Origin of the sequence: Sphingomonas sp., assembly GCF_045810705.1 — a bacterium.
In the GTDB taxonomy this organism is placed as follows: domain Bacteria; phylum Pseudomonadota; class Alphaproteobacteria; order Sphingomonadales; family Sphingomonadaceae; genus Sphingomicrobium.
In genome coordinates this window covers 20,704-42,730 of sequence record NZ_JBJMVI010000014.1, presented here as the reverse complement: position 1 = coordinate 42,730, position 22,027 = coordinate 20,704, and the positions used below count along the sequence as shown (strand labels likewise).

The window sequence follows — 22,027 nt, the reverse complement described above, 5'->3', positions numbered from 1 at the left end:
GCTTACACTTGCGGAGCAGAGCATGAAGATCGAAGGCAGCATCCGCTCCAACCTCATGTCCGCGATAGTCAGCGCCCGCCGTTGGCGCGGGCGGCCGGTCCACAAGGACACGATGAACCATTGGCGAGGCGTGCTCGAACACGGTCGCCGCGTCGACGCCGGGCCGCTCGGCGAGCCGGTCGCCGAGCTCGTCGAACAGCTCGAGAGTGAATTGGCCAGCGTCCGGATCCGCTAGATCGGAACCTTGGATTGGGCGCTTTTCCGCTGTGGGCGCTGCGTGCTAGCGAACGTGCGTCGACAAAAGGAACGCTCCGAATGAACTGGCGCCTGCTTGCCGCCGCCGCGGCCGTCCTTGCTTACGCACCCGCTCTGGCCGCCGCGCCCGTGCTCGCGCCGCCGGCGGCCGAGCTGGGCCCTGACGTTCAACCTTACGTGCATGTCCCGGCGGGACAGATCGCGATCCAGCATTTGCGGATTATCGACGGGACCGGTGCGGCGCCGATCGAGGGCGCGACCTTGTTGATCGACGGCGCGAAGATCGCGGCAATATTGCCGCCCGGCGCGCCCGTTCCGGCCGGATATCGGACGCTCGACGGTACCGGCCAAACGGCGCTGCCGGGCCTTGTCGGCATGCACAATCATCTGTTCTATTTGCAGCGGCCGAACATCGATGCGGCGGGCCATTCCGAGCAGCCGATCATCGTTCCGCAAATGACCTTCAGCGCGCCCCGGCTGTACCTCGCCAACGGCGTGACCACGATGCGGACGACCGGTAGCGTCGAGCCATACACCGACCTCGCGTTGAAGCGAGAGATCGACGCCGGGCATCTGGTCGGGCCGCACCTCGACGTGACCGGCCCGTATCTCGAAGGGCCGGGCGCTTTCTTCATCCAGAACCACCAGATCACCTCGCCCGAGGACGCCCGGCGCGAGGTCGCCTTCTGGGCCGATCAGGGGGTGAACTCATTCAAGGCCTATATGAACATTTCGCGCGCCGAGCTCGGCGCTGCGATCAAGGAAGCCCACCGGCGTGGGCTGAAACTCACCGGCCACCTTTGCTCGGTCTCATATCCCGAGGCGGTCGCGCTCGGGATCGATAATCTCGAGCATGGGTTCTTCGTCAACACGCAGCTCGATCCGGGCAAGCAGCTCGATAAATGCCCCGACACGGTGGGCAATCCGACGATCGAGGCGATGACGCCGGGCAGCCCGCAGGCGAATGCATTGATCAGATTGCTGGTCGACCGCCACGTCGCGCTGACCTCAACGCTGCCGGTGTTCGAGCAGGGCGTGCCGCTTCACGCGCCGTTGCAGGCCCGCCAGATGGACGTGCTGACTCCGCAGGCGAAGGAATCTTATCTTTACCTGCGCAACCTGACCGCCAGCCGTGCCGGGACCCCGCGGGGCGATAAAGCCGCCCTCGGGTATAAGAACGATCTGGGTCTCGAGCGGCGGTTCGTCGCGGCGGGCGGGCTATTGCTCGCCGGGCCCGACCCGACCGGTAACGGCGGCGTGATTCCGGGCTTCGGCGACCAGCGCGAGCTCGAGCTGCTTGTCGAGGCGGGCTTCACGCCGCTCGAGGCGATCAAGATCGCGACTCTCAACGGCGCGACCTATCTCGGGCTGACGGACCGCATCGGCTCGATCGCCGCGGGCAAGAATGCCGACCTGTTCATCGTGCACGGCAACCCGGCAATGAACATCAACGACGTCGAGAATGTGATCCTCGTGTTCAAGGACGGCGTCGGCTATGACAGCGCCAAGCTGATCCAGTCGGTGAAGGGCCGCTTCGGCGAGTATTGATCCTTTGACTTGCGCCAGGTTAACCGCAGTGTAACCTCACCGCCTTCGAGCCGCTGAGTCCTTGGCGGCCGGGTGCGTACAGCAGCGGGGGCGCTGGATGAATGTCGGGGCGACGGCACGCCGAATTGGCGTCCGATGATCTTCAATTCGCTGACCTTCCTGGTCTTTTTCGCGATCGTGATGGCGCTTCACTACGCGCCCTTCTTCTCGTGGCATCAGAAGAAGATCAATCTGATGATCGCGTCCTATCTGTTTTACGCCGCGTGGAACCCACCGTTCGTGATCCTGCTGTGGGTCTCGACCGTGGTCGACTGGTGGGCCGCGCAATGGATGGTCCGGGCCAAGCGCGAGCGGACGCGCAAAATGTGGATGCTGACCAGCGTCGTCGTGAACCTCGGCATGCTCGGCTACTTCAAGTACGGTGGCTTCCTGTTGAGCAATTTCGTGACGATCGCCGGTTCGCTCGGGATCATCTATCACCCGCCCGGCTGGGACATCGTGCTCCCCGTCGGGATAAGCTTCTATACGTTCGCGACGCTGTCCTACACGCTCGACGTGTACCTCAGGCGCTCGGCGCCGGCGGGGAGCTTCCTCAATTATGCGCTGTTCGTGACCTTCTTCCCCCATCTGGTGGCGGGCCCGATCATGCGCCCGACCGAGCTCGTCCCGCAGTTCGACGAGCCGCGGCAGGCCAGGACCAACCAGATCTTTTTCGGGCTCGCGCTGCTGACCCTCGGCCTATTCCAGAAGGTGGTGCTCGCCGACGGCTTCCTCGCGCCGGTGGTCGAAGCGGTTTACGACGCACCCGGAAAGATGCCCGGCATGCTCGACAGCTGGGTCGCGACGCTCGCCTTCGCGGGACAGATCTTCTGCGACTTCGCTGGCTATTCGACCTCGGCGATCGGGGTCGCTCTGTGCCTCGGTTTCGCGATGCCGGACAATTTTCGTTTCCCGTACGGCGCGGTCGGCTTTTCGGACTTCTGGCGCCGGTGGCACATCACGCTGTCGAGTTGGCTACGGGACTATCTCTACATTCCGTTGGGCGGAAACAAGCACGGCCAGGCGCGGACCTATGCGGCGCTGATGGGCACGATGCTGCTTGGCGGCTTGTGGCACGGTGCTAACTGGACCTTTGTCGTCTGGGGCGGGCTGCACGGGCTCTATTTGTCGATCGAACGCTGGCTGAAGGGACGCTTCAGGGGCTTCACGCCGGGGCGGACGTCGATCCTCGGGCTCGCGCTGCTGACGTTTCTCCTCGTCAACGTCACCTGGGTCTTCTTCCGCGCGAAGACGTTCGCGGGGGCCGGCCTGGTGCTGAAGGGAATGGCCGGCATGCAGGACAAACCCGATCTCCTGATCGCCTACGGGCCAATGATCATCGCGATGGTCATCGTCTCGGGCATCTTCGCAACCCACGTGGCGATGCGCAACACTACGCTCGAAGCGGTGGTCGAGCGCACGCCATCGATCGCGATCGCGGGCATTTGGACGATGCTGCTGTTCGCAGTCATCGTCGAGCAGGGGCAGGGCAGTGCCTTCATCTATTTCGCATTCTGAGGCGCACAAGGCCGAGGTCCGCGGCGTCCGCGAGGGCGCGCTTCCGGCTGGGCTTCGGCAGACTGCGGCAAACCGCCCCGGCCAGGCGCAGCCGGTCCCGACGCGTGACATCCCGACGCGTCCGTGGGTCAAGATGGGCGTGTCGGTATTCTGTGCCGTGACGCTGATGACAGCTGCGTGGGAGTGGAACTCTCGGATGAATCTCGGCCTGCGCGCCGGGGACATCGACGACAGCCCGCAGGCCTGGGGGGAGGCGCGCCGTGCCGCCGACCACGCTCAGGTGGCGATCGTCGGCGACAGCCGGATCCTGTTCGACACCGACCTCGCCCGGTTTCAGGCGATGACCGGCGTGCGGCCGGTGCAGGTCAGCCATGTCGGCACCAACAGCCGAACCTTGCTCGAGCATTTCGCCAACGACCCGAACTTTCATGGCCTTCTAATCGTGGGCATGGCGGATGTGATCTATTTCGGACGGCCCGGAATCGGCCTCGCGGCCACCGCCGTTCACAACTATGAAAAGAATGGCAAACCTTCGCAGCTTACGGGCCTGTGGCTCGACCGTTGGCTGCAGAATTATCTGGCATTCATGGACTCGGACCACCGGCTGAGCCTGATGCTGCCGCGGTTCGACCACGGCTGGCGCAAGGGTGCCGACAGCCCATATGACGATGTTTGGAAGCTCTCGGAAGTCTCTTCGGGCCGCCAATATTTCATGTGGGATCAGATCGAAAAACCCGGCTACCTGCAGACGCATGCGCGCTATGCATGGCACGGGTTCAAGGGGCCGACGATTCCACCGTTCGTTGTCCAACGGGTCATCGCGCACAGCGCCGAGGCGGTGCGGCGGATCCGCGCCCGGGGCGGCGATGTCATCTTTATTCGACCTCCCTCCGCCCCGCAGCTGCGCGTGAATGAGGACCATAGCCTTCCGCGCAACCTCGGTTGGGATCGGCTTCTGGCCGGGGCGAATGCCAAGGGCATCCACACTGACGACCTGCCGCAGGCTCAGGACCTGGCGATTCCCGAATATTCGCATCTCAGCCGCAAATGCGCGGCCGTGTTCACCGACGCTTATGTTCGGCGCCTGGTGGAGCTCACACCGCGCCTGAAGCTGCGCGCCGACGCGCCCAAGCCGCTCGCTCGCGCCGACTGCGTGCCGCAGAATATCGCGTCACTGTAGCTCGCCGCCGAGCTTTGACGACAGCGCCGCCGCTTCGGCGACCGAACGGCACGCGACGAAGATCGTGTCGTCGCCGCAGATCGTGCCGACGATTTCCGAAAGATCGCTGTTGTCGAGGGCGACGCCGACCAGGTGCGCCGAGCCGGGTGGAGTCCTGATCACGACCATCGTGCCGGCCGGCTCGATCGACTGGACCCAATCGCGGAGGACGGTGGCGAGGCGCGGGGACGGCGCATTTCGCGCCGTTTCGGGCAATGCATAGCTAGACTGACCATCGCGGCGGATTTTGACCGCCCCCAGTTGCTCGAGGTCGCGCGAAATTGTGGCCTGGGTCGCTGCGAAGCCGAGGGAACCAAGGCGGTCGGCAAGGTCTTCCTGACTCGACAGCGCGTTCGAACGGATGAGCTCCGCGATCGTTCGCTGCCTGCGTTCCTTCAAATCGGTCATGCGCATGAATATGCACATACTTGCATAAATATGCAAATACGGCGATAGCCGCGCCTCTCATGATTCGGACGGCCATCCTTGGAGTCTCAGGCTATGTCGGCGGCGAGCTGCTGCGGCTGGTAGTCGCGCATCCCGAGCTCGCGCCCGCGAAGCTGTGGGGCGAGAGCAAGGCGGGGCAGCCGCTCGGCGCGGTGCATCGGCACTTGGCCGCCGCTTATCCCGACGCCGTCATCGAAAAATTCGACGGCACGTTCGATGACGTCGACCTCGTCTTCGCCGCGCTGCCGCATGGACACAGTCAGGGCATTGCCGCAACGATCCTCGACAGGAACATTCCCTTCGTCGATCTTGGCGCAGACTTCCGGCTCGACGATGCGGCCACCTACGAGCGCTGGTACGGCCACGCGCACGAGGCGCCGGAGCTGCTCGCTGGCTTCGTCTACGGCATCCCCGAGCTCAACCGGGCCGCGATAAAGAGCGCCAAGGCCGTCGCTGCTGCCGGCTGCTACGCGACGGCGGCCATCCTCGCGCTCAAGCCTTTGGTCGACGCCGGCCTGCTCAAGCCGGATAGTCTGATCGTCGATGCGGCCTCCGGCGTCAGCGGCGCCGGCCGCGAAGCCAAGGAATCCACCGCCTTCAGCGCCGTCGACGGCAGCTTCACCGCCTACGGCCTGCTCAACCATCGTCACACGGCCGAAATGGAAATGGCGATCGACGGCACGGTCCTTTTCACCCCGCACCTGGTGCCGATGACCCGCGGCATCCTCGCCACCTGTTACGGCGAGGCGCCGGCCGCGTGCGATCCGCTCGAGGTGCTGCGCGCGGCTTATGCCGACGAGCTGTTCATCCATGTCACCGACCAGCCTCCGGCCACGAAGTGGGTGACCGGCTCGAACGGCGTTCAGCTGACCGCCCGCTACGACGAGCGCACCGGACGCGTGATCGCGCTCTCGGCGCTCGACAATCTCGGCAAGGGCGCGGCCGGCCAGATGATCCAGTGTGCCAATTTGATGCTCGGACTCGATGAAGACGCCGGGCTGACCACCGTCGGAGTGTACCCGTGAGCGTCACTGCTGCCGAAGGCTTCGTCGCGTCGGGCCTCCACGCCGGAATCAAGAAACGGCGCTTCGACATGGCGATGATCGCCACCGAGGACCGGCGGCCGGTGCCGTGCACGGCGGTATTCACGCAGAACAAGTTCGCTGCTCCGCCTGTCGAGCTCGGCCGAGCGACATTGCAGGCGAACGGCGGGCAGGCGGCCGCGGTTCTCGTCAACTCGGGCAACGCCAATGCCGGGACCGGCGCGGCCGGGTACAAGAATGCCCAGCTCATGGTCGCGGCGACAGGCGAAGCGCTCCACATCGCCAATTCGCACGTGCTGGTCTGCTCGACCGGAATCATCGGAACGCCGCTGCCGATGGATCCGATCCTGTCTCACGTACCCAGGCTCGTGAAAAAGCTGTCCGTCGAAGGCGCGCACGACGCCGCGCGAGGGATCCTGACGACCGATCACCAGGCAAAGGAGGTGGTGATCAAAGGCTCGACGTTCACGCTTGGCGGAATGGCCAAGGGCTGCGGGATGATCGCGCCGAACATGGCGACCATGCTCGCCTTTTTGACCACCGATGCGGACGTTCCGCGCTCGCTGATGCAGAAGGCGCTGAAGGCGGCGTCCGATGCGACGTTCAACACGCTGAACGTCGACGGCGCGACCTCGACCAACGACACGGCGATGCTGCTCGCCTCGGGCAAGCGCGGCAAGTGCGATCACGACGAGTTTACCAACGCCGTGCTTGCCGCCTGCCGCGACCTCACGATGCAGATGGCGCGCGACGCGGAAGGGATGACGCGCATGGCCCATTTGACCGTCACGGGGGCGCATACCAACGACCAAGCGCGGATCGCGGCCAAGTCGATCGTCGAGAACAACCTCGTCAAATGCAGCTGGTACGGCGGCGATCCTTATTGGGGCCGGCTAATGGCGGCGGCAGGGTCAGCAGGCGTGGACATGAGCGTCGCCCAGTCGCGCGTAGCTTATGGCGGGATCGTCGTCGCGGCCGGCGGCGTCGCAATCGACCATGACGGGACGGCGCTCGCCGAGCACATGATGGGCGACGAGGTCGACATCGAAGTCCATCTCGGGGCAGGCCACGGCAGCGCCAAGATGATTGGGATCGACCTCGGCCCCGGCTACATCAAAGAGAATAGCAAGACCTCATGAAGATCGTTCTCATGCCGTCCGAGATCGCGACCGTGCTGGTCGAGGCGCTGCCCTACATCCGCCAGTTCGCCGGCAAGTCGGTGGTGGTGAAGCTCGGCGGCGCCGCGATCGACCGCGAAAGCGACCTCGCGCTGGCGCAGGACGTGCTGCTGCTGCGCAGCGTCGGCGTGCGTTGCGTGCTGGTGCACGGCGGCGGGCCGCAGGTCGACACCATGCTTCGCCGCGTCGGCAAGGAACCCGAGTTCAAGGACGGGCTCCGCGTGACCGATGCCGAGACGCTCGAAATCGTCCGCATGGTGCTGGTCGGCAAGATCAACCGCGACCTGGTCGCCACGATCAACAGCCAGGCGGGCGATGAGCCGGTCGCGGTCGGGGTTTCGGGCGAGGACGCAGGATTGCTGACGGTGACGCCGGCCGATCCGAAGCTCGGCTTCGTCGGCAATGTCACCGGCGTTCGCGCCGAGCTGATCCACCGCCTGCTCGACGACGGACTGACGCCGGTCATCTCGACCGTCGGAGCGAACGCCGAAGGCCAGCCCTACAACGTCAACGCCGATGAGGCGGCGCGGGCGATCGCCGTCGCCATGAACGCGGAAAAGATCGTCTATCTCACCGCCGTCCCGGGCCTGCTCGAGGACGCGAAGGACGAGACCAGCTTGATCCCGCGCCTGACGTCCGCCGAGCTTCGCGAGCGGCTTGTGCATGAGAGCGTCGGCAAGGGCATGATCCCGAAGCTCCAGGCCTGTGCCGACGCCGTCGACCAGGGCGTCAACTTCGCCCACATCATCGACGGGCGGGTGCACCACAGCTTGCTCATCGAGCTGCTGACCGATCATGGCGTCGGGACCATGGTCCGCAAGGAGAAGAGCTGGTGAGGCACCTGCTGTCGATCCGCGACCTGACTGCAGGCGATCTCGAGTGGATTCTCGCTGCCTCGGAGCAGCCGTATCCGCGCATCCTCGAAGGCAAGGGCGTCGCGCTCTATTTCGAGAAGCCGAGCGCGCGCACGCGCAACTCGATGGAGCTGGCGGTAGCGCAGCTCGGCGGGCACCCGGTCTATCTCCAGCCGGCCGAGCTCGGCATCGGCTCACGCGAGAGCGTGGCCGACGTGACGCACACGCTTGCTTGCTACCATGCGATCATTGCGGGCCGCGTGTTCGACCACGGCCTGCTCGAGGAAATGGCGCGGGTGAACGCCGCGCCGGTGTTGAACATGCTCTCGGGAACGGACCATCCGTTGCAGGCGCTCGCCGACCTGCTGACAGTCAAACAACTGCTCGGCCGCCTCAAAGGCGTTAAAGTCGCCTTCATCGGCGAGGGCAACAACGTGTCGCGCTCTTTAGCCGAAGCCTGCGAGTTGGTTGGTGCCGAGTTCACCATCGCCAGCCCCGAAGGTCATGGGCTCGGCAATGCGCCCGACGTTCGGCAGGTCATCGATCCCGCCGAGGCCGTAGAAGGCGCGGAAATCGTCTATACCGACGTCTGGGTGTCGATGGGCGGTGAGGACAATGAGGAACGCCGCTCTTTGTTCGAGCCGTACCAGGTCGACGAGGCGCTGATGGCGCTGGCCCCTAATGCGCGCTTCCTGCACTGCCTGCCCGCGCGTCGCGGGGAGGAAGTCACCGCGCCCGTAATCGATGGCCCGCGTTCGGCGGTCTGGCGCCAGGCCGAGAACAGGATGCACACCGCGCGCGGGGCCATGCTCTGGATCTTGGAAGGCTGATGGCGAACAAGAAAATGAAGGTCGTGCTCGCGTATTCGGGCGGGCTCGACACCTCAATCATCCTCAAATGGCTGCAGACCGAATATGACGCCGAGGTGGTGACCTTCACCGCCGACCTCGGCCAGTGCGAGGAGGTCGCGCCGGCCAGGGCCAAGGCCGAGATGCTCGGAGTCCGGCCCGAGAACATCTTCATCGACGATCTGCGCGAGGAGTTCGTCCGAGACTTCGTCTTCCCGATGTTCCGCGCCAACACGCAGTACGAGGGCGATTATCTGCTCGGCACGTCGATCGCGCGGCCGCTGATCGCCAAGCGCCAGATCGAAATCGCGCGTCAGGTCGGAGCGGATGCCGTCTGTCACGGTGCGACCGGCAAGGGCAACGACCAGGTCCGCTTCGAGCTCGGCTATTATGCGCTCGAGCCCGACATCAAGGTCATCGCGCCGTGGCGGGAATGGGAGTTCGAGAGCCGCGAGCAGTTGCTCGACTTCGCCGAGAAGAACCAGATTCCGATCGCCAAGGACAAGCTCGGCGAAGCGCCTTTCTCCGTCGACGCGAACCTGCTGCACTCGTCGTCGGAAGGGAAGGTGCTCGAGGACCCGGCCGCCCAAGCGCCGGAATATGTCCACCAGCGCACTATTTCGCCTGAGAACGCACCTGACAAAGCGACCGTGATTTCGATCGATTTCGAGCGCGGTGATCCCGTCGCGATCGACGGCGAGACGCTATCACCTGCGGCGCTTCTCACGAAGCTCAACCAGCTCGGCCGCGACAATGGCATCGGCCGGCTCGACCTGGTCGAGAACCGCTTCGTCGGAATGAAATCGCGCGGCGTTTACGAGACACCTGGCGGCACGATCCTCCTCGCCGCGCATCGCGGGATCGAAAGCATCACGCTCGACGGCGGCGCGATGCACCTCAAGGACGAGTTGATGCCGCGCTACGCGAGCTTGATCTACAACGGCTTCTGGTTCGCGCCCGAGCGCGAGATGCTCCAGGCGGCGATCGACAAGAGCCAGGAGCATGTCAGCGGCCGCGTCACCATGAAGCTCTATAAAGGGAATGCGACGGTCGTCGGCCGCGAGAGCGAGGAGTCGCTCTATGACCAGGACCTGGTCACCTTCGAGGAAGGCAGCGGCAACTACGATCACCGCGATGCGGCGGGCTTCATCCGGCTGAATGCGCTGCGGCTGCGCACGCTGGCGCAACGGGCGCGGCGGCTAAAGTCCTAGCGCTTCCTTCGCCGCTGCGATTTGCTCACGGACGCGCTCAGGAGCGGTCCCGCCGTAGCTCGTTCGGCTGCGCACTGAAGCATCGATGCTGAGAACGTCGAATACGCGCTCGTCGAGCCGCTGATCGATAGCTTGAAGAGCGTCGAGCGGAAGATCGGCGAGGTCGCAGTTGTGCTCTTCGGCCGCTTTGACGGCGCGCCCGGTGATGTGGTGCGCTTCGCGGAACGGCACGTCCGCCTCGCGCACCAGCCAGTCGGCAAGGTCGGTCGCGGTCGAATAGCCTTGCGCCGCCGCCGCGCGCATCCGTTCGGCCTCGAAATCCACCGTCTCGACCATGCCAGCGAGCGCTTCCAGCGACAGGATCAGCAGGTCGCGGGCCTCGAACACCGGCTCCTTGTCGTCCTGCATGTCCTTCGAATAAGCGAGCGGCAGGCCCTTCATTGTCACCATCAGCGCGGTCAGCGCCCCGATGATCCGCCCGCTGTGCCCGCGCACCAGCTCGGCCCCGTCGGGGTTGCGCTTCTGCGGCATGATCGACGAGCCCGTTGAGAATTGGTCCGATAATTTCACGAAGCCGAATGGCGCGCTGGCCCAGATGATCAGCTCCTCGGCGAGGCGCGACAAGTGCAGGCCGCACTGTGCCGCCGCCGATAGATAATCGAGGGCGAAGTCGCGGTCGGAGACGCTGTCGAGGCTGTTCGCCGTCGGCCGCTCAAAACCGAGCGCATCGGCTGTCGCCTGGCGGTCGATCGGGAAGCCGGTGCCGGCGAGCGCGGCCGAGCCGAGCGGGCACTCGTTCATGCGTGCTCGCGCGTCGGTGAAGCGCGACACGTCACGCCGCAGCATCTCGTAATAGGCCATCAAATGATGACCGAGCGTCACCGGCTGCGCGACTTGCAGATGCGTGAAGCCGGGCATCACCGTTTCGGCATGCTTCTCCGCGCGCTCGACGAGTGCGCGCTGCAGGGCGCGAATCGCGTCGATTGCTTCTTCGCACGCATTGCGCACCCACAATCGGAAGTCCGTGGCGACCTGGTCGTTGCGCGATCTAGCCGTGTGCAGCCGCCCGGCCGCGGGGCCTATCAGCTCGCCGAGGCGGTGCTCGACGGTCATGTGGATGTCCTCGAGCTCGAGCTGCTCCGGCACACCGTCGCGCTCATATTCCGCGACGATCTGGTCGAGCCCTTCGAGGACTGCCGCCGCGTCGGCCTCGGCGATGATGCCCTGATCGCGCAGCATCGCGGCGTGGGCTCTGGAGGCGGCGATATCCTCGCGCCACAGCCTTTTGTCGAAGCCGATCGACGCATTGATGCGCGTCATCAGCTCGGCTGGCTTCGTCCCGAAGCGGCCGCCCCATGTCCGCTGTGGATTGCGCTCGGAAGGTGGCTCGTCGCCCATGACGGCGCGTTGCCATGCGCGAGGGTGGGGGTCAAACCGCTGGCGCACGCGACTGCCGCGCCTTTCTTCGCGGCCGTTCAAGCCGTCACGCGCAGCGGCGCGCACACCTCCTTGAGGCGGCTGGAATTAGCCTTCGGGGGAGAAACTCCGAAGCGCTGCGAATAACCCAGCTCCTCAGCAGCTATTGCGGCAATGATTGAATTGTCGAAACGCGCATTCTGGATAGCGATGCGGATGCCCGCGATGTCCACTGGTCCCAGACGCGCCGGGTCACCCTCAAGCACCCCGATCACGCCCCAGTCGCGGTTTTCTTCGCCCACGAAACGCCGAATATTCCCTAGCTGGGTGTAGTAGACGCCGAGCAACCCCAGGTCATCGTCGCTGAAATGGGCAAGCGTCTGCGAGGCGCGGTAGGTCTCCCAAACATTGTCGTTAAGCGCATTGCCGATGTCGGGTATCACCGGTCCGACGCGCGGCACGGGCGCGTGCTTCGCCGCTTGCTCGACCAGTGTGTTGATCTCGTCCAGCCGGCGAGCGATGCATGGTTGGGCCGCGACGCGGTAGGCAAAAACCCGGTTAGGCTGTTGCATTTCGGTCTTTAGCGCGGATCGCCCCGCGCGCACCTCGCCGGCCCAATGAATTTGCTCGACGATCTGCCCAAAGCCGATTGCGATGAGGACGCCGAGAACAATGACACCCACTTCGCCCATGAATTGGCGCCAGCCATGCAGCGGCTTGGGCAGGTGAATGTCCATCGCGCTTCCCCCATCGGTCGCTCAACATTGTGCCTTGATCCTGCAGTTAATCAGGACCTGACGAAATCGCACATTCGGAAGAGTGGCGCACCCGACAGGATTCGAACCTGTGGCCTCTGCCTTCGGAGGGCAGCGCTCTATCCAGCTGAGCTACGGGTGCGTGAGGGGCGACTTAGCGACGCCATCTCCTAGCGGCAAGGCTAGGCGAGCCGCTGAACCTCCCGGTACCGAAAACAATCGACCAAATGGTCGTTGACCATCCCGACCGCCTGCATGTGGGCGTAAATGATCGTCGAACCGACAAAGCCGAAGCCGCGGGATTTGAGGTCCTTGCTGAAGGTGTCGGACTGCGGTGACGTCGCTGGAATGTCGCTCGTTGTCTTGGCGCGATTGACCTTGGGGTGGCCGTCAACGAAGCGCCAGGCATATGCGTCGAAGCTCCCGAACTCCTCCTGGACGGCAAGGAACCGACGTGCGTTGCGTACGGCGGCGCCAACCTTCATCCGATTGCGGATGATTGACGGATCGAGCAGCAGTTTTTCAATTCGTTTATCGGTGTAGCGCGCAACCTTTTCGGGGTCGAAGTCGCTGAAAGCCCGGCGGTAGCCTTCGCGCTTCTTGAGGACCGTCGACCAGCTCAACCCAGCCTGAGCCGCTTCGAGCACGAGGAATTCAAAATGCTTGCGATCGTCGTGGATGGGCAGGCCCCATTCGCGATCGTGATACTCGACCATCAGCGGATCGGCTCCGCTGACCCATTCGCATCTTTGCTTCGGCGCATTCATGGCTGCTCCTTGAGGAAGGCCTCCAATTCGACGCGAAGCCGGGCCCGTGCCGATCCGACGATCATTCCGACATGACCAGAGGGAATGGCGACGATTTCGCCGGAGGCCACAGTCTGCGGCGGCGCGATCAGGTCGCGTTCGGCGGTGAGATGCAGCGCCGGGACCGCTAGCTGATCGGACACTGGCCGCCCGGCGACCTGCCATGCGGCCGAGCCGGGCAGGTCCTTGCCGAACAATTCCTCGACCAGCTCCTTGGCCGCCGGATAAGGCAAAGGCTCGCCCTCGTTGGCCCATTCTTCCAGCTCGACGAAGCGGCGCGCCTCGGCGCTCACCGGGTCGAGCCGCCCGAACTCCGCGAATTTCCTCACCGTTCGTTCCGGGTCGAGCGACCAGAAGGCCGCCTGCAAGACTTCCATCGGCAGCGCACCCAGGCTCTTCGCCGCGCCCTGCGAATGTCGCCACATGTCCTGCAATGCGGCATGCGAAGCCTGCGGATAGCGCTTGAAGTTCCACGGCGCGGCGAGCGTGACGACGCACTCGACCGGCGCTAGGTTCGCCGCCGCAATCGCCATCGTCCCGCCGAGGCAATAGCCGATCAATGCCGGCGGCTCGCTGATGCGGCGCAGCAAAGGCAGCAGCAATTCCTCGATGTGCCCGGTCACCGACAGCTCCCCGCGCTGATCCGCTTCTCCCCAATCGAGCAGCAATGTGCGCCGCCCCATTCGCGCAATCGCGCTCGTCAGCGAAGCCTGCTCGTCGAGGTCGAGGATCCGGGGCGGATTGATGAGCGACGGCACCAGCACCGCCCGGGCCCCTTCGCCGCCATGGTCGCGCAATGTTGCACCGCGGACTCGCGCGATCTCCGGCTTCGGCGGTGGCCGCTGGCGCCGCGGTGCCTGCTCATAGGCGCGCAAGCCGGTTAGCGCCTCTGCGGCCATCTTCCGGTCGCGCGCCGACACCTCGCGTACCAATTCGAGAAACAGCGGCAGCGGCCTTGGCGCGCGTTCATGTTGCAGTGCAGGATGCTCCGGTAGTAAGTCGCCGTCCGCGGTTGGGGAATTTTGCATGGCCAAGACATCGGGCAAGGTGACGATCAAGAAGTACGCGAACCGGCGCCTTTATGACACCGAAAGCTCGACCTACATCACGCTCGACCGGCTTGCGCAAATGGTGCGCGACGGCCGCGAGTTCGAGGTCGTCGACGCCAAGACCGGTGATGACATCACGCGCCAGGTGCTGACCCAGATCATCGTTGACGAAGAAGCGCGCGGCGGAACGACGATGCTTCCGATCAATTTTCTGAAGCAGCTGATCGGCCTCTACGGCAACTCGATGCAGAATTTCGTGCCGCAATATCTCGAGGCCGCGATGGACGCGTTCCAGCGCAACCAGAGCGCGGTCAAGGATGCATTCGGAGCCAACGTCTTCGCCGATCTCGCCAAGCGCAACATGGCGATGTTCGAGGATGCGGCCCAGGCCTTTGGCGGCAAGCCCAAGGTCGGACCCAAATCCACGAGCAGCGATATGGACCAGCTGAAGGCCGAGCTTGCCGCGCTCCAGGCCAAAGTCGACAAGCTGAGCCGCTGACAATCGTGAGATTCAGGTTTGCCGCGGCGTTCGCGCTGCTTGCGGCGTCGACCCTTCATGCACAGGATTTCAGCACCGCAACCCCGATCGCCGGCAATTGGACGTATGCCCCCACCACCGATGGGACCGAGGCAGTGTTCGCGAACTTGGCCGGCAGTCCGCAGCTGTGGATCCATTGCGCACGTGCAACGCGGCGCGTCACCATTTCCAGACCCGCGTCCGCGGCTGCGCCCTTCATCAATATCTGGACGAGCTCGCGGACCCAAAGCACCGCCTCGATCTTCAACCCGCCGACGGGCCGGCTGGCGGTTGATCTTGGCGCCTTTGATCCTTTGCTCGACGCCATCGCCTCGAGCCGCGGGCGTGTCGCGTTCACCATCGGCACGCAGCCGCCTCTCGTCGTCCCGCCCTGGGCGGAGGTTGCGCGGGTGATCGAGGATTGCCGCGTCTGACGGCACGCGGCGCGAAGCGGCGGAGTGTGCCGATTATTCACGCGAATACAAGTCTTGCGCTTCGGCGAATTAAGACTCATCTTTCCCTCGGCTTCAACGCAGCGAAAGGAGGTGATCCGATGTCTCATGGTTCAGCACAGAGGTCGGAGAGGGGTGTTCGTAGGCCGTAATTGCTGACGAACGGCCACACCTTCGGCCGCTGACCATGTCGAAGGGCACCGCTGCACTGCGCGGCGGTGCCCTTTAACATATCTGAATCCGGCTTCCGGGTTCATTCGGGAACCGTTACGGGCTTGAAGTGTCTTTTCCGCAACGGAGGGAGATTGAAGCGATGGCCAAATCCGCACGCAAGGGATCTTCGAGTTCTTCTTCAGGCAGTGATACTGTCGACAAATTAGCCAAGGCGGCAATGAGCAAGGAAATGCTTGCTGCGGGCCTTGCCGCCGCTGCCGCCGCGATCAGTGCGAGCCCGAAGGCGCGCCGCGCGATCCGCGACGCCGGTCTCGACGCCGCCGACACCGCATCCCAGGCCGCAAGCAATGTGATGGCCAGCGCGACCAAGCTCGGTTCGCTGATCGCCGAGGCGGTCGCCGAAGCCGCCCAGCGCGTCATGTCCGGCAAATGGACGGCCGAGGGCAGTGCGAGCGCTGGCACCAGGTCGGCCTCGTCGCCGTCAACGCGCCGCGGCGGCGCGCGCAAGTCCCCGGCGAAGCGCTCGACGGCGAAGCGCGCGACCGCGAAGAAATCGACTTCAACCCGCGCGAGATCCTCCGCTGGCGCCGCGAGCCGCTCATCGGCCGCCCGCAAACCAGCGGCGAAGCGCTCGGCCACGGCGGCAAAGACGCGCAGCAGCGGCGCGCGCAAACCGGCGGCGAAACGCACGACGGGAGCGGCTAAGCCTCGCAGAACGGCGACCCGCAAACGCAGCACATCGTCACGTCCGCGGGGTACGAGTTCGCGCGGCCGTGGCGGCGGAACCTCTGGCGGCGGCGGTACGCCGACCGGCGGCGGTGCGAACGCCTAGGCGGCCCGGTCCTCGAACTGCAGGCGCGCTAGCCGCGCATAGAGGCCACCGCGCCCGCTGAGCGTCGCGTGCGTGCCCTCCTCGACGATCCGTCCGCCATCCATCACCACAATTCGATCGGCCGCGCGGACTGTCGCCAGGCGGTGCGCGATGACGATCGTCGTCCGCTGCTCCATCAGCCGGTCGAGCGCATCCTGCACCAGCCGCTCGCTTTCCGCGTCGAGCGCGGACGTCGCTTCGTCGAGCAGCAGCAAGGGCGCATCGCGCAGCAGCGCCCGTGCGATCGCGATGCGTTGGCGCTGGCCGCCTGACAATCGAGCGCCGCCTTCGCCCATGTAGGTATCGAGACCTTCGGGCAGCGCGCGCAGGAAGTCCTCGGCGTTGGCATCGCGCGCCGCCTGCCACAGCTCGTCCTCGCTCGCGTCCCAATTGCCGTAGCGCAGATTGTCGCGCGCTGACGCGGCGAAAATGATCGTCTCCTGCGGCACCATCGCGATGCGCCGGCGGACGTCGGCAGGGTCCGCATCCTTCAAATCGACTCCGTCGAGGAGAATGCTTCCGGCGTCAGGGTCGTAGAAGCGCTCGACCAGCTGGAAGATTGTCGTCTTGCCCGCGCCGGACGGGCCGACCAGCGCGAGGCGCTCGCGCGGCCGGACCGTCAGGCTGAAGTCTTCGAGCGCGGAAGTCTCGCGCCGGGTCGGATAGTGGAACGTCACATGCTCGAACGTGACTTGCCCGAGCGGCGGCTCGGGAAGCTTTACCGGGTTGGCCGGCGCGCTGATCTCGGGCTCGGCTGTGAGCAATTCGGCGAGGCGGTCCGAAGCCCCCGCGGCCCGGAGCAGGTCGCCGTAAACCTCCGACAGCGCACCGAACGCACCGGCGAGCAACCCGCCGTAGAGGACAAACGCGGCGATCGTGCCGCCGCTCATCCGGCCGGCGGCGACATCGATCGCGCCCTGCCAGATGATCCAGATGATCGCGCCGAACAGAAGGAAGATGATGACCGCGGTCATGATCGCGCGGAGGAAGATCCGCCGTTTGGCGGTCGCGAACACCCGCTCGACTGCCGCGCCGAAGCGGGAGGCCTCGCGGCCTTGCTGGTTGAAGGCTTGCACGATCTTCATCGCGCCGAGCACTTCGCTGGTCACGGTGCCGACGTCGGCGATGCGGTCTTGGCCGCGGGTCGACACCGCGCGCACCCGGCGCCCTAGAAACACGATCGGGCCGATCACCAGCGGCACGCCGAGCAGCATCAGCGCCGCGAGCTTGGGCGCCAGCGCGAACAGGATCGCGATGCAGGCGATGCCGGTCACGAGGTTGCGCAGCGCGACCGATGCGGTGGTCCCGACGACCTGCTCGATGATCGTCGTGTCGACCGTGATACGCGAGGTGATCTCGGCCGGGCGGTTCTCCTCGAAGAATCCGGGCGACATGCGAAGCATATTTCGGTGCACCGCAAGGCGGATGTCGGCCACCGTCCGCTCCCCGAGCCAGGAGACGAAATAGAAGCGCACCGCCGTCGCCAGCGCCATGATGCTGACCAGCACCATCAGATATTCGAACCAGCGCGCGATATCGCTGCGGGTGCCAGCGCCGGCCGCGAAGCCTTTGTCGATGATCAGCTTGAACGCGTAGGGCACGCCGGAGGTCGCCGCGGCGGCGATGAGCAGCGCGAGCGCCGCGACCGCGATGTGCCCGGGGTAGCGGGTCGCAAAGCTCCACACCATGCGCAGGCTTCGGACGGAGCGGCCCTTGGGGCGGTTGCCGGAATTGATGGCCATGGCCCGCCCACTAACAGCCGTCCGCCTTCGCCTCAAATGCCCTTTGGCTGATCTTGCGCCGCTCGAAGTGGTTGCGTCGGGCCCGCCGCAGCGTAGTAAATGGCGAATTAACGAATCGAGGCGAGTTCCCAATGCCTTCGGAAGAGACTGCACAGCGGCCGGGCTTCAGCGACCTCCTCGCCGAGTTGACCGACAGCGACGTCGTCGTGGAGGTGATGGCCGACGGGGCGGCTCGACGGCCGCCCGAGGTCGCTCAGGTCCAACGGTTCAAGGATGCGGTCGAGGCGTCCTATCGCGCACTGGCCGGGCCGGCGCCAATCCAGATCGAAACGGTTGCGGTATTGGAGGAGGTGGCACGGCGCAGCCTGTCGATGTGGCTTCGCGTGCGCGCCTCGGGGACCCGGGGCGAGGACGAGGCTTCCGTGCTCAAATTCCTCGCGCGCGGAATGCTCGCGATGATCGCCTGGATGGACGGCTCGTCGACGCACCAGCTGTCCGATCTCCAGCAGGCGATCCGCGTGCTTGCCTGGGGGACCTCGATCACGACGTCCGCGAACCCGGTGCTGCCCTCGTCGGCCGACCTGGTGAACGCGATTGCCGCCTGGCAGAAGGCGAAAGCTGGACTGAGCGCGGGCGCTTCGGTCCGGATCAGCAGCAACAACGGCTCGGCCGAGCTCGACCTCGGCAAGACGATTCCCGAGCCCCGCGCGCTGTTGCAAGCGCGCAAGCTCACCAATCGTTCGGCCGACATGATCTTCGTGGTCGAGATGCCCGACTATCAGGCGACCGGGCAGTGGCAGCTGAAGCATGGCGGTACGCGGACACTGGTCAACAGCGAGCCGGGCACGCTGCTCGACAAATTCTATCGCCGTGAGCTCGACATCCGACCCGGTGACGCCTTGCGCTGCCGGGTTGATTTCGAGACTTCCTATGGCCCGGACCACGAGGTTCTCTCCGAGCGCTACCGGATCGTCGAGGTCGTGGAGGTTCTTCCCGCGGATCGCACCAGCGTCGACAGCGAGGCCGTGCGATCACCTGAAACTGCGCCGCGCCAGACCGCCGGCGAGCTCGAAACCGCCTCCTGAGCCAGCGCCCGCCAACCGGCGCCACCTACCGCACTGCAACATAAACTTGCCAGCGGGGCAAAGCGGGGCCACATCCGTTCGACGGGTAGCGCTTTTTGCGAGGTTGAATGCTTTACGACGCCTATGAGGTCCAGCGCTCCTTTCTCGCAGGTGCGAGCAAGCTAGCCGGGCTTGGAGCCGGCTGGCTCAACAATCCGGCCAATCCCTGGGGTTACAGCTCGATGGGACCGATGGTCGCGGCGAGCCTCGAGGTCTTCGCCCACGCCTCCGCGCCGCGCGGCAAGCCCGAATTCGGGATCATCGAGACTAAGGTCGGGCGGAAAATTGTCGCGGTCGACGAGGACATCGTCCTTCGCAAGCCGTTCGGACAGCTTAAATATTTCCGCAAGGTCGACGCCGAATCCGGGCGACCGCTGCTGATCGTGGCACCCATGTCGGGCCACTATGCGACCCTGCTGCGGGGAACGGTCGAACGGCTTCTGCCCGATAACGACGTCTACATCACCGATTGGCGGGACGCGAAGATGGTGCCGCTGTCCGAAGGCACCTTCGACCTCGACGATTATATCGATTATCTGGTTCAGTTCCTCGAACTGATCGGCACCAGGACCGGCCAGCGGCCGCATCTCCTGGCTGTGTGCCAGCCGGCGGTTCCCGCGTTCGCCGCGACCGCGCTCATGAATCAGGACAAGAACCCGTGGCGTCCCAAGACCCTGACCATGATGGGCGGGCCGATCGACACGCGCAAGGCGCCGACGGCGGTCAACACGCTCGCGACGCAGCGGCCGTTCGCCTGGTTCGAGCAGAATGTCGTCGCGACGGTGCCCGTGATCTACCCCGGCTCCGGACGGAAGGTTTATCCGGGCTTCCTCCAGCTCGCCGGCTTCATGACCATGAACCTCGGCTCGCACCTCATCAGCCATTGGGAGATGTTCAAGCATCTCGTGGTCGGCGACGAGGAAGGGGCGGATGCGACGCGTCAGTTCTACGACGAATATCGCTCGGTCTGCGACATGACGGCGGAATTCTATCTCCAGACTGTCGACGTGGTGTTCCAGCGCCACCTGCTCCCCGACGGCCAGCTCGAGCACCGCGGCCGGGTTGTCGATCCCGCGGCGATCCGTGACACCGCTTTGCTCGCCATCGAAGGCGAGCGCGACGATATTTCCGGGATCGGCCAGACCAAGGCCGCGCTCGACATCGCGACCAGGCTACCGCAGGCGAAGAAGCAATATTTCATGGCCAAAGACGTCGGTCATTACGGGATCTTCAACGGCCGCAAATGGCGCGAGAAGATCGCGCCCGTCGTCGAGAAGTTCATCGCCGCCAATAGCTAGGCGGCTTTTTTCATCCTGATACCGCCTAGCATCGTCAGCGCGACCAGGCTCGAAAGCGCCGCTACCCCGGCGGACACGAACATCGCGGCGTGAAACCCGGCGAACAGCCGTTCGCCCTTGCTCGCCAGTACTGAGCCTAGGAGGGCGGTCGCGATCAGTCCACCGGTGCGCGCGACCGCGCTGTTGAAGCCCGACGCCATCGCGACATGCTTCTCCTCGACCGAGCCGAGCACCGAGGCGGTCAACGGCGCGACCGCGATGGTCATTCCCAGGGCCATGACCAGGATGGTCGGAAAGGCGCCCGTCCAATAGCTGCTATCGGACGAGACCAGGCTTGAAAGCATCATTCCGCCGGCGACGATCAGCGGGCCGACTGTCAGCGGAGCCCGGGGCCCGATCTTTGCCGCAAGCCCGCCCATCGTCGGCGAGATCGATGTCATCAGCACCGGCAGCGGCAGCATCGCAAGGCCGGCCTGGACCGGCGAATAGCCGCCGCTGGTGATCAGCACGTAGGGGATTAGCAGCATCGCCGCACCGAACGCGCCGTAAAGCAGGAAGGTGAGTAGGTTCAGGCCGGAAAAGCAGCGGCCCCTGAACAGGGTCAGGGGCATCATCGCGCGTTGCCCGCGCCAATACTCCACGAACATGAAAGCCGCGAGAAAGGCCAGGCCCGCCGCAAGCGCTGCCAGCGCCGCATTGGTGAAGTGCCGCGTCGCCGACCACAACGTCAACGCATAGGTCAGGCCGCCAAGGCCGGCCGTGGCGAGCAGCGCGCCGGCATAATCGGTGCGGCCGGCGCCCGGTTCCCGGCTCTCGGCGACGAACCGCAGCGCGAGCAGGATCGCCCCAAGCGCCAGCGGTAGGTTGATGTAGAAGATCGCCGGCCAGCCGACCGTGCCGACGAGCCAGCCGCCGATCAGCGGCGCGATCGCCGCTGCCGCTGCGCCGGCGGCCGCCCAGATGCCGACCGCTCGGCCGCGCTTGGGCCCCGAGAAGGCGGCATTGAGCAACGCGAGGCTGTTGGGCAGGAGCAAGGCCGCGCCGACACCCTGCGCGGCGCGCGCCGCGAGCAGCACCGGCAGGCTCGGAGCGAGCGCGCAGACCAGCGACGTCGCGCCAAAGATGCTCGTCCCGATCAGCAATAACCGCCGGCGCCCGAAATGGTCGCCGAGCGCGCCGCCGAGCAGAAGGAGTGCCGACAACGGCAGGAGGTAGGCGTTGACGACCCACTGCACGTCCTGTGCCCCGGCGCCATAACTCTCGCGGATCGCGGGCAACGCCACGCTGAGCACCGATCCGTCGACGAACGAGAGGCTCGACGCCAGGATGCAGGCAAGGAGCGTCCAGCGCGGGTCCGCCTTGCGCGCTCGCGCCCCGTCGCTGGCGTCGCGCGGGCTCAATCGACGTGCTGGGCGATCGCGGCTTCGACCATGTTCCGCCACACCTCCTCGTCGCCCGCGGCGGCCATCGCCTCGTCCGGCTCGCGCGCGGTGTGAAGCACGGCCAGGGCTTGGTTCACATGTTCGTGCCAGGCCAGGTCGACCTTCTCGCCGGCCGACGGGTCGCTGCCCTCGGCGTTGCTGCTGAAGGCGGCGCCGGCGAGCACTCGGGCGATACGTTCGACCAGCGGGCGGTTGGATTCGGGCATTGGGGAACCTCCTGT

General features: G+C 65.4%; 23 protein-coding genes and 1 tRNA gene. 14 read left to right on the top strand and 10 right to left on the bottom strand.

Annotated features, from left to right (window positions below; genetic code table 11):
- The first annotated feature begins 22 nt into the window (after nt 1-22).
- The 4 genes from ACJ8FR_RS07145 to ACJ8FR_RS07130 all read left to right on the top strand — a co-directional run bounded on the left by ACJ8FR_RS07145 (nt 23) and on the right by ACJ8FR_RS07130 (nt 4,540).
- A complete protein-coding gene (locus ACJ8FR_RS07145) occupies nt 23-235 on the top strand; it encodes a hypothetical protein (RefSeq protein ID WP_407827939.1) in 213 nt (70 codons plus the stop codon).
- A gap of 80 nt (nt 236-315) precedes the next feature.
- Complete coding sequence (locus tag ACJ8FR_RS07140) at nt 316-1,803, top strand: amidohydrolase family protein (RefSeq protein ID WP_407827938.1); 1,488 nt, start codon at nt 316-318, stop codon at nt 1,801-1,803.
- A gap of 135 nt (nt 1,804-1,938) precedes the next feature.
- On the top strand, nt 1,939-3,360 hold the full coding sequence (locus ACJ8FR_RS07135) for an MBOAT family O-acyltransferase (protein ID WP_407827937.1): 1,422 nt from the start codon (nt 1,939-1,941) through the stop codon (nt 3,358-3,360).
- Nucleotides 3,335-4,540 carry a hypothetical protein gene (locus ACJ8FR_RS07130; protein WP_407827936.1) on the top strand — a complete coding sequence of 402 codons (1,206 nt, stop codon included), beginning with the start codon at nt 3,335-3,337 and terminating at the stop codon, nt 4,538-4,540. The genes ACJ8FR_RS07135 and ACJ8FR_RS07130 overlap by 26 nt, the downstream gene beginning before the upstream one ends.
- On the opposite strand, the gene argR is transcribed toward ACJ8FR_RS07130, so the two are convergent.
- The gene (gene argR / locus ACJ8FR_RS07125) at nt 4,532-4,987 is read right to left on the bottom strand and encodes an arginine repressor (protein ID WP_407827935.1); all 456 of its coding nucleotides are present in this window, start codon (nt 4,985-4,987) and stop codon (nt 4,532-4,534) included. The two genes, ACJ8FR_RS07130 and argR, sit on opposite strands and share 9 nt — an antisense overlap.
- Before the next feature lie 59 nt (nt 4,988-5,046).
- Between argR and argC the strand changes: the two genes are divergently transcribed.
- Genes argC through ACJ8FR_RS07100 form a run of 5 tightly spaced genes read left to right on the top strand, consistent with a single transcriptional unit; the run spans nt 5,047 to nt 10,160 of the window.
- Nucleotides 5,047-6,051, top strand: coding sequence for an N-acetyl-gamma-glutamyl-phosphate reductase (gene argC / locus ACJ8FR_RS07120; RefSeq protein WP_407827934.1), 1,005 nt, complete (start codon nt 5,047-5,049; stop codon nt 6,049-6,051).
- Nucleotides 6,048-7,208: a bifunctional glutamate N-acetyltransferase/amino-acid acetyltransferase ArgJ gene (gene argJ, locus ACJ8FR_RS07115; protein ID WP_407827933.1), complete on the top strand. Its 1,161-nt coding sequence runs from the start codon at nt 6,048-6,050 to the stop codon at nt 7,206-7,208. Before argC ends, argJ begins: the two co-directional genes overlap by 4 nt.
- Entirely contained in the window at nt 7,205-8,083 is an 879-nt protein-coding gene (gene argB / locus ACJ8FR_RS07110) for an acetylglutamate kinase (protein WP_407827932.1), read from the top strand. The genes argJ and argB overlap by 4 nt, the downstream gene beginning before the upstream one ends.
- Nucleotides 8,080-8,931, top strand: coding sequence for an ornithine carbamoyltransferase (locus ACJ8FR_RS07105; protein WP_407827931.1), 852 nt, complete (start codon nt 8,080-8,082; stop codon nt 8,929-8,931). Before argB ends, ACJ8FR_RS07105 begins: the two co-directional genes overlap by 4 nt.
- Entirely contained in the window at nt 8,931-10,160 is a 1,230-nt protein-coding gene (locus tag ACJ8FR_RS07100; protein ID WP_407827930.1) for an argininosuccinate synthase, read from the top strand. The genes ACJ8FR_RS07105 and ACJ8FR_RS07100 overlap by 1 nt, the downstream gene beginning before the upstream one ends.
- On the opposite strand, the gene argH is transcribed toward ACJ8FR_RS07100, so the two are convergent.
- The 5 genes from argH to ACJ8FR_RS07075 form a co-directional block, all read right to left on the bottom strand.
- A complete protein-coding gene (gene argH, locus ACJ8FR_RS07095) occupies nt 10,149-11,558 on the bottom strand; it encodes an argininosuccinate lyase (protein WP_407827929.1) in 1,410 nt (469 codons plus the stop codon). The genes ACJ8FR_RS07100 and argH overlap by 12 nt on opposite strands.
- Nucleotides 11,559-11,635: 77 nt before the next feature.
- Entirely contained in the window at nt 11,636-12,313 is a 678-nt protein-coding gene (locus ACJ8FR_RS07090; protein ID WP_407827928.1) for a hypothetical protein, read from the bottom strand.
- 83 nt (nt 12,314-12,396) lie between these two features.
- A tRNA-Arg gene (locus ACJ8FR_RS07085) sits at nt 12,397-12,473 on the bottom strand.
- Between the two features lie 40 nt (nt 12,474-12,513).
- Complete coding sequence (locus tag ACJ8FR_RS07080; protein ID WP_407827927.1) at nt 12,514-13,098, bottom strand: DNA-3-methyladenine glycosylase I; 585 nt, start codon at nt 13,096-13,098, stop codon at nt 12,514-12,516.
- Nucleotides 13,095-14,165, bottom strand: coding sequence for an alpha/beta hydrolase (locus ACJ8FR_RS07075; RefSeq protein WP_407827926.1), 1,071 nt, complete (start codon nt 14,163-14,165; stop codon nt 13,095-13,097). Before ACJ8FR_RS07075 ends, ACJ8FR_RS07080 begins: the two co-directional genes overlap by 4 nt.
- Between ACJ8FR_RS07075 and phaR the strand changes: the two genes are divergently transcribed.
- On the top strand, nt 14,164-14,685 hold the full coding sequence (gene phaR, locus ACJ8FR_RS07070; RefSeq protein ID WP_407827925.1) for a polyhydroxyalkanoate synthesis repressor PhaR: 522 nt from the start codon (nt 14,164-14,166) through the stop codon (nt 14,683-14,685). The genes ACJ8FR_RS07075 and phaR overlap by 2 nt on opposite strands.
- Nucleotides 14,686-14,690: 5 nt before the next feature.
- On the top strand, nt 14,691-15,137 hold the full coding sequence (locus ACJ8FR_RS07065) for a hypothetical protein (protein WP_407827924.1): 447 nt from the start codon (nt 14,691-14,693) through the stop codon (nt 15,135-15,137).
- A 285-nt stretch (nt 15,138-15,422) separates the two neighbouring features.
- On the opposite strand, the gene ACJ8FR_RS07060 is transcribed toward ACJ8FR_RS07065, so the two are convergent.
- The gene (locus tag ACJ8FR_RS07060) at nt 15,423-15,698 is read right to left on the bottom strand and encodes a hypothetical protein (RefSeq protein WP_407827923.1); all 276 of its coding nucleotides are present in this window, start codon (nt 15,696-15,698) and stop codon (nt 15,423-15,425) included.
- Nucleotides 15,699-15,758: 60 nt separating this feature from the next.
- Between ACJ8FR_RS07060 and ACJ8FR_RS07055 the strand changes: the two genes are divergently transcribed.
- Entirely contained in the window at nt 15,759-16,034 is a 276-nt protein-coding gene (locus tag ACJ8FR_RS07055) for a hypothetical protein (RefSeq protein WP_407827922.1), read from the top strand.
- Nucleotides 16,035-16,157: 123 nt separating this feature from the next.
- Here ACJ8FR_RS07055 and ACJ8FR_RS07050 read toward each other — a convergent pair whose 3' ends face one another.
- On the bottom strand, nt 16,158-17,942 hold the full coding sequence (locus ACJ8FR_RS07050; RefSeq protein WP_407827921.1) for an ABC transporter transmembrane domain-containing protein: 1,785 nt from the start codon (nt 17,940-17,942) through the stop codon (nt 16,158-16,160).
- 131 nt (nt 17,943-18,073) lie between these two features.
- On the opposite strand from ACJ8FR_RS07050, the gene ACJ8FR_RS07045 reads away from it, so the two are divergent.
- Together ACJ8FR_RS07045 and ACJ8FR_RS07040 are read left to right on the top strand one after the other, a co-directional pair.
- Entirely contained in the window at nt 18,074-19,027 is a 954-nt protein-coding gene (locus ACJ8FR_RS07045; protein WP_407827920.1) for a hypothetical protein, read from the top strand.
- A 107-nt stretch (nt 19,028-19,134) separates the two neighbouring features.
- Entirely contained in the window at nt 19,135-20,364 is a 1,230-nt protein-coding gene (locus ACJ8FR_RS07040) for a polyhydroxyalkanoate depolymerase (RefSeq protein WP_407827919.1), read from the top strand.
- Here ACJ8FR_RS07040 and ACJ8FR_RS07035 read toward each other — a convergent pair.
- Together ACJ8FR_RS07035 and ACJ8FR_RS07030 are read right to left on the bottom strand one after the other, a co-directional pair.
- Entirely contained in the window at nt 20,361-21,764 is a 1,404-nt protein-coding gene (locus tag ACJ8FR_RS07035; protein WP_407827918.1) for an MFS transporter, read from the bottom strand. The two genes, ACJ8FR_RS07040 and ACJ8FR_RS07035, sit on opposite strands and share 4 nt — an antisense overlap.
- Nucleotides 21,761-22,012 (bottom strand): hypothetical protein, encoded by a 252-nt coding sequence (locus ACJ8FR_RS07030; RefSeq protein WP_407827917.1) that lies wholly within the window; start codon nt 22,010-22,012, stop codon nt 21,761-21,763. Before ACJ8FR_RS07030 ends, ACJ8FR_RS07035 begins: the two co-directional genes overlap by 4 nt.
- Between the last annotated feature and the right edge of the window lie 15 nt (nt 22,013-22,027).

Excerpts from the sequence above, each read along its gene's own strand:
- ACJ8FR_RS07145 (WP_407827939.1), top strand. The coding sequence starts at position 23 with ATGAAGATCGAAGGCAGCATCCGCTCCAACCTCATGTCCGCGATAGTC.
- ACJ8FR_RS07140 (WP_407827938.1), top strand. The coding sequence starts at position 316 with ATGAACTGGCGCCTGCTTGCCGCCGCCGCGGCCGTCCTTGCTTACGCA.
- ACJ8FR_RS07135 (WP_407827937.1), top strand. The coding sequence starts at position 1,939 with ATGATCTTCAATTCGCTGACCTTCCTGGTCTTTTTCGCGATCGTGATG.
- argR (WP_407827935.1), bottom strand. The coding sequence starts at position 4,987 with ATGACCGATTTGAAGGAACGCAGGCAGCGAACGATCGCGGAGCTCATC.
- argC (WP_407827934.1), top strand. The coding sequence starts at position 5,047 with ATGATTCGGACGGCCATCCTTGGAGTCTCAGGCTATGTCGGCGGCGAG.
- argB (WP_407827932.1), top strand. The coding sequence starts at position 7,205 with ATGAAGATCGTTCTCATGCCGTCCGAGATCGCGACCGTGCTGGTCGAG.
- ACJ8FR_RS07100 (WP_407827930.1), top strand. The coding sequence starts at position 8,931 with ATGGCGAACAAGAAAATGAAGGTCGTGCTCGCGTATTCGGGCGGGCTC.
- argH (WP_407827929.1), bottom strand. The coding sequence starts at position 11,558 with ATGGGCGACGAGCCACCTTCCGAGCGCAATCCACAGCGGACATGGGGC.
- ACJ8FR_RS07090 (WP_407827928.1), bottom strand. The coding sequence starts at position 12,313 with ATGGACATTCACCTGCCCAAGCCGCTGCATGGCTGGCGCCAATTCATG.
- ACJ8FR_RS07080 (WP_407827927.1), bottom strand. The coding sequence starts at position 13,098 with ATGAATGCGCCGAAGCAAAGATGCGAATGGGTCAGCGGAGCCGATCCG.
- phaR (WP_407827925.1), top strand. The coding sequence starts at position 14,164 with ATGGCCAAGACATCGGGCAAGGTGACGATCAAGAAGTACGCGAACCGG.
- ACJ8FR_RS07075 (WP_407827926.1), bottom strand. The coding sequence starts at position 14,165 with ATGCAAAATTCCCCAACCGCGGACGGCGACTTACTACCGGAGCATCCT.
- ACJ8FR_RS07055 (WP_407827922.1), top strand. The coding sequence starts at position 15,759 with ATGGACGGCCGAGGGCAGTGCGAGCGCTGGCACCAGGTCGGCCTCGTC.
- ACJ8FR_RS07050 (WP_407827921.1), bottom strand. The coding sequence starts at position 17,942 with ATGGCCATCAATTCCGGCAACCGCCCCAAGGGCCGCTCCGTCCGAAGC.
- ACJ8FR_RS07045 (WP_407827920.1), top strand. The coding sequence starts at position 18,074 with ATGCCTTCGGAAGAGACTGCACAGCGGCCGGGCTTCAGCGACCTCCTC.
- ACJ8FR_RS07040 (WP_407827919.1), top strand. The coding sequence starts at position 19,135 with ATGCTTTACGACGCCTATGAGGTCCAGCGCTCCTTTCTCGCAGGTGCG.
- ACJ8FR_RS07030 (WP_407827917.1), bottom strand. The coding sequence starts at position 22,012 with ATGCCCGAATCCAACCGCCCGCTGGTCGAACGTATCGCCCGAGTGCTC.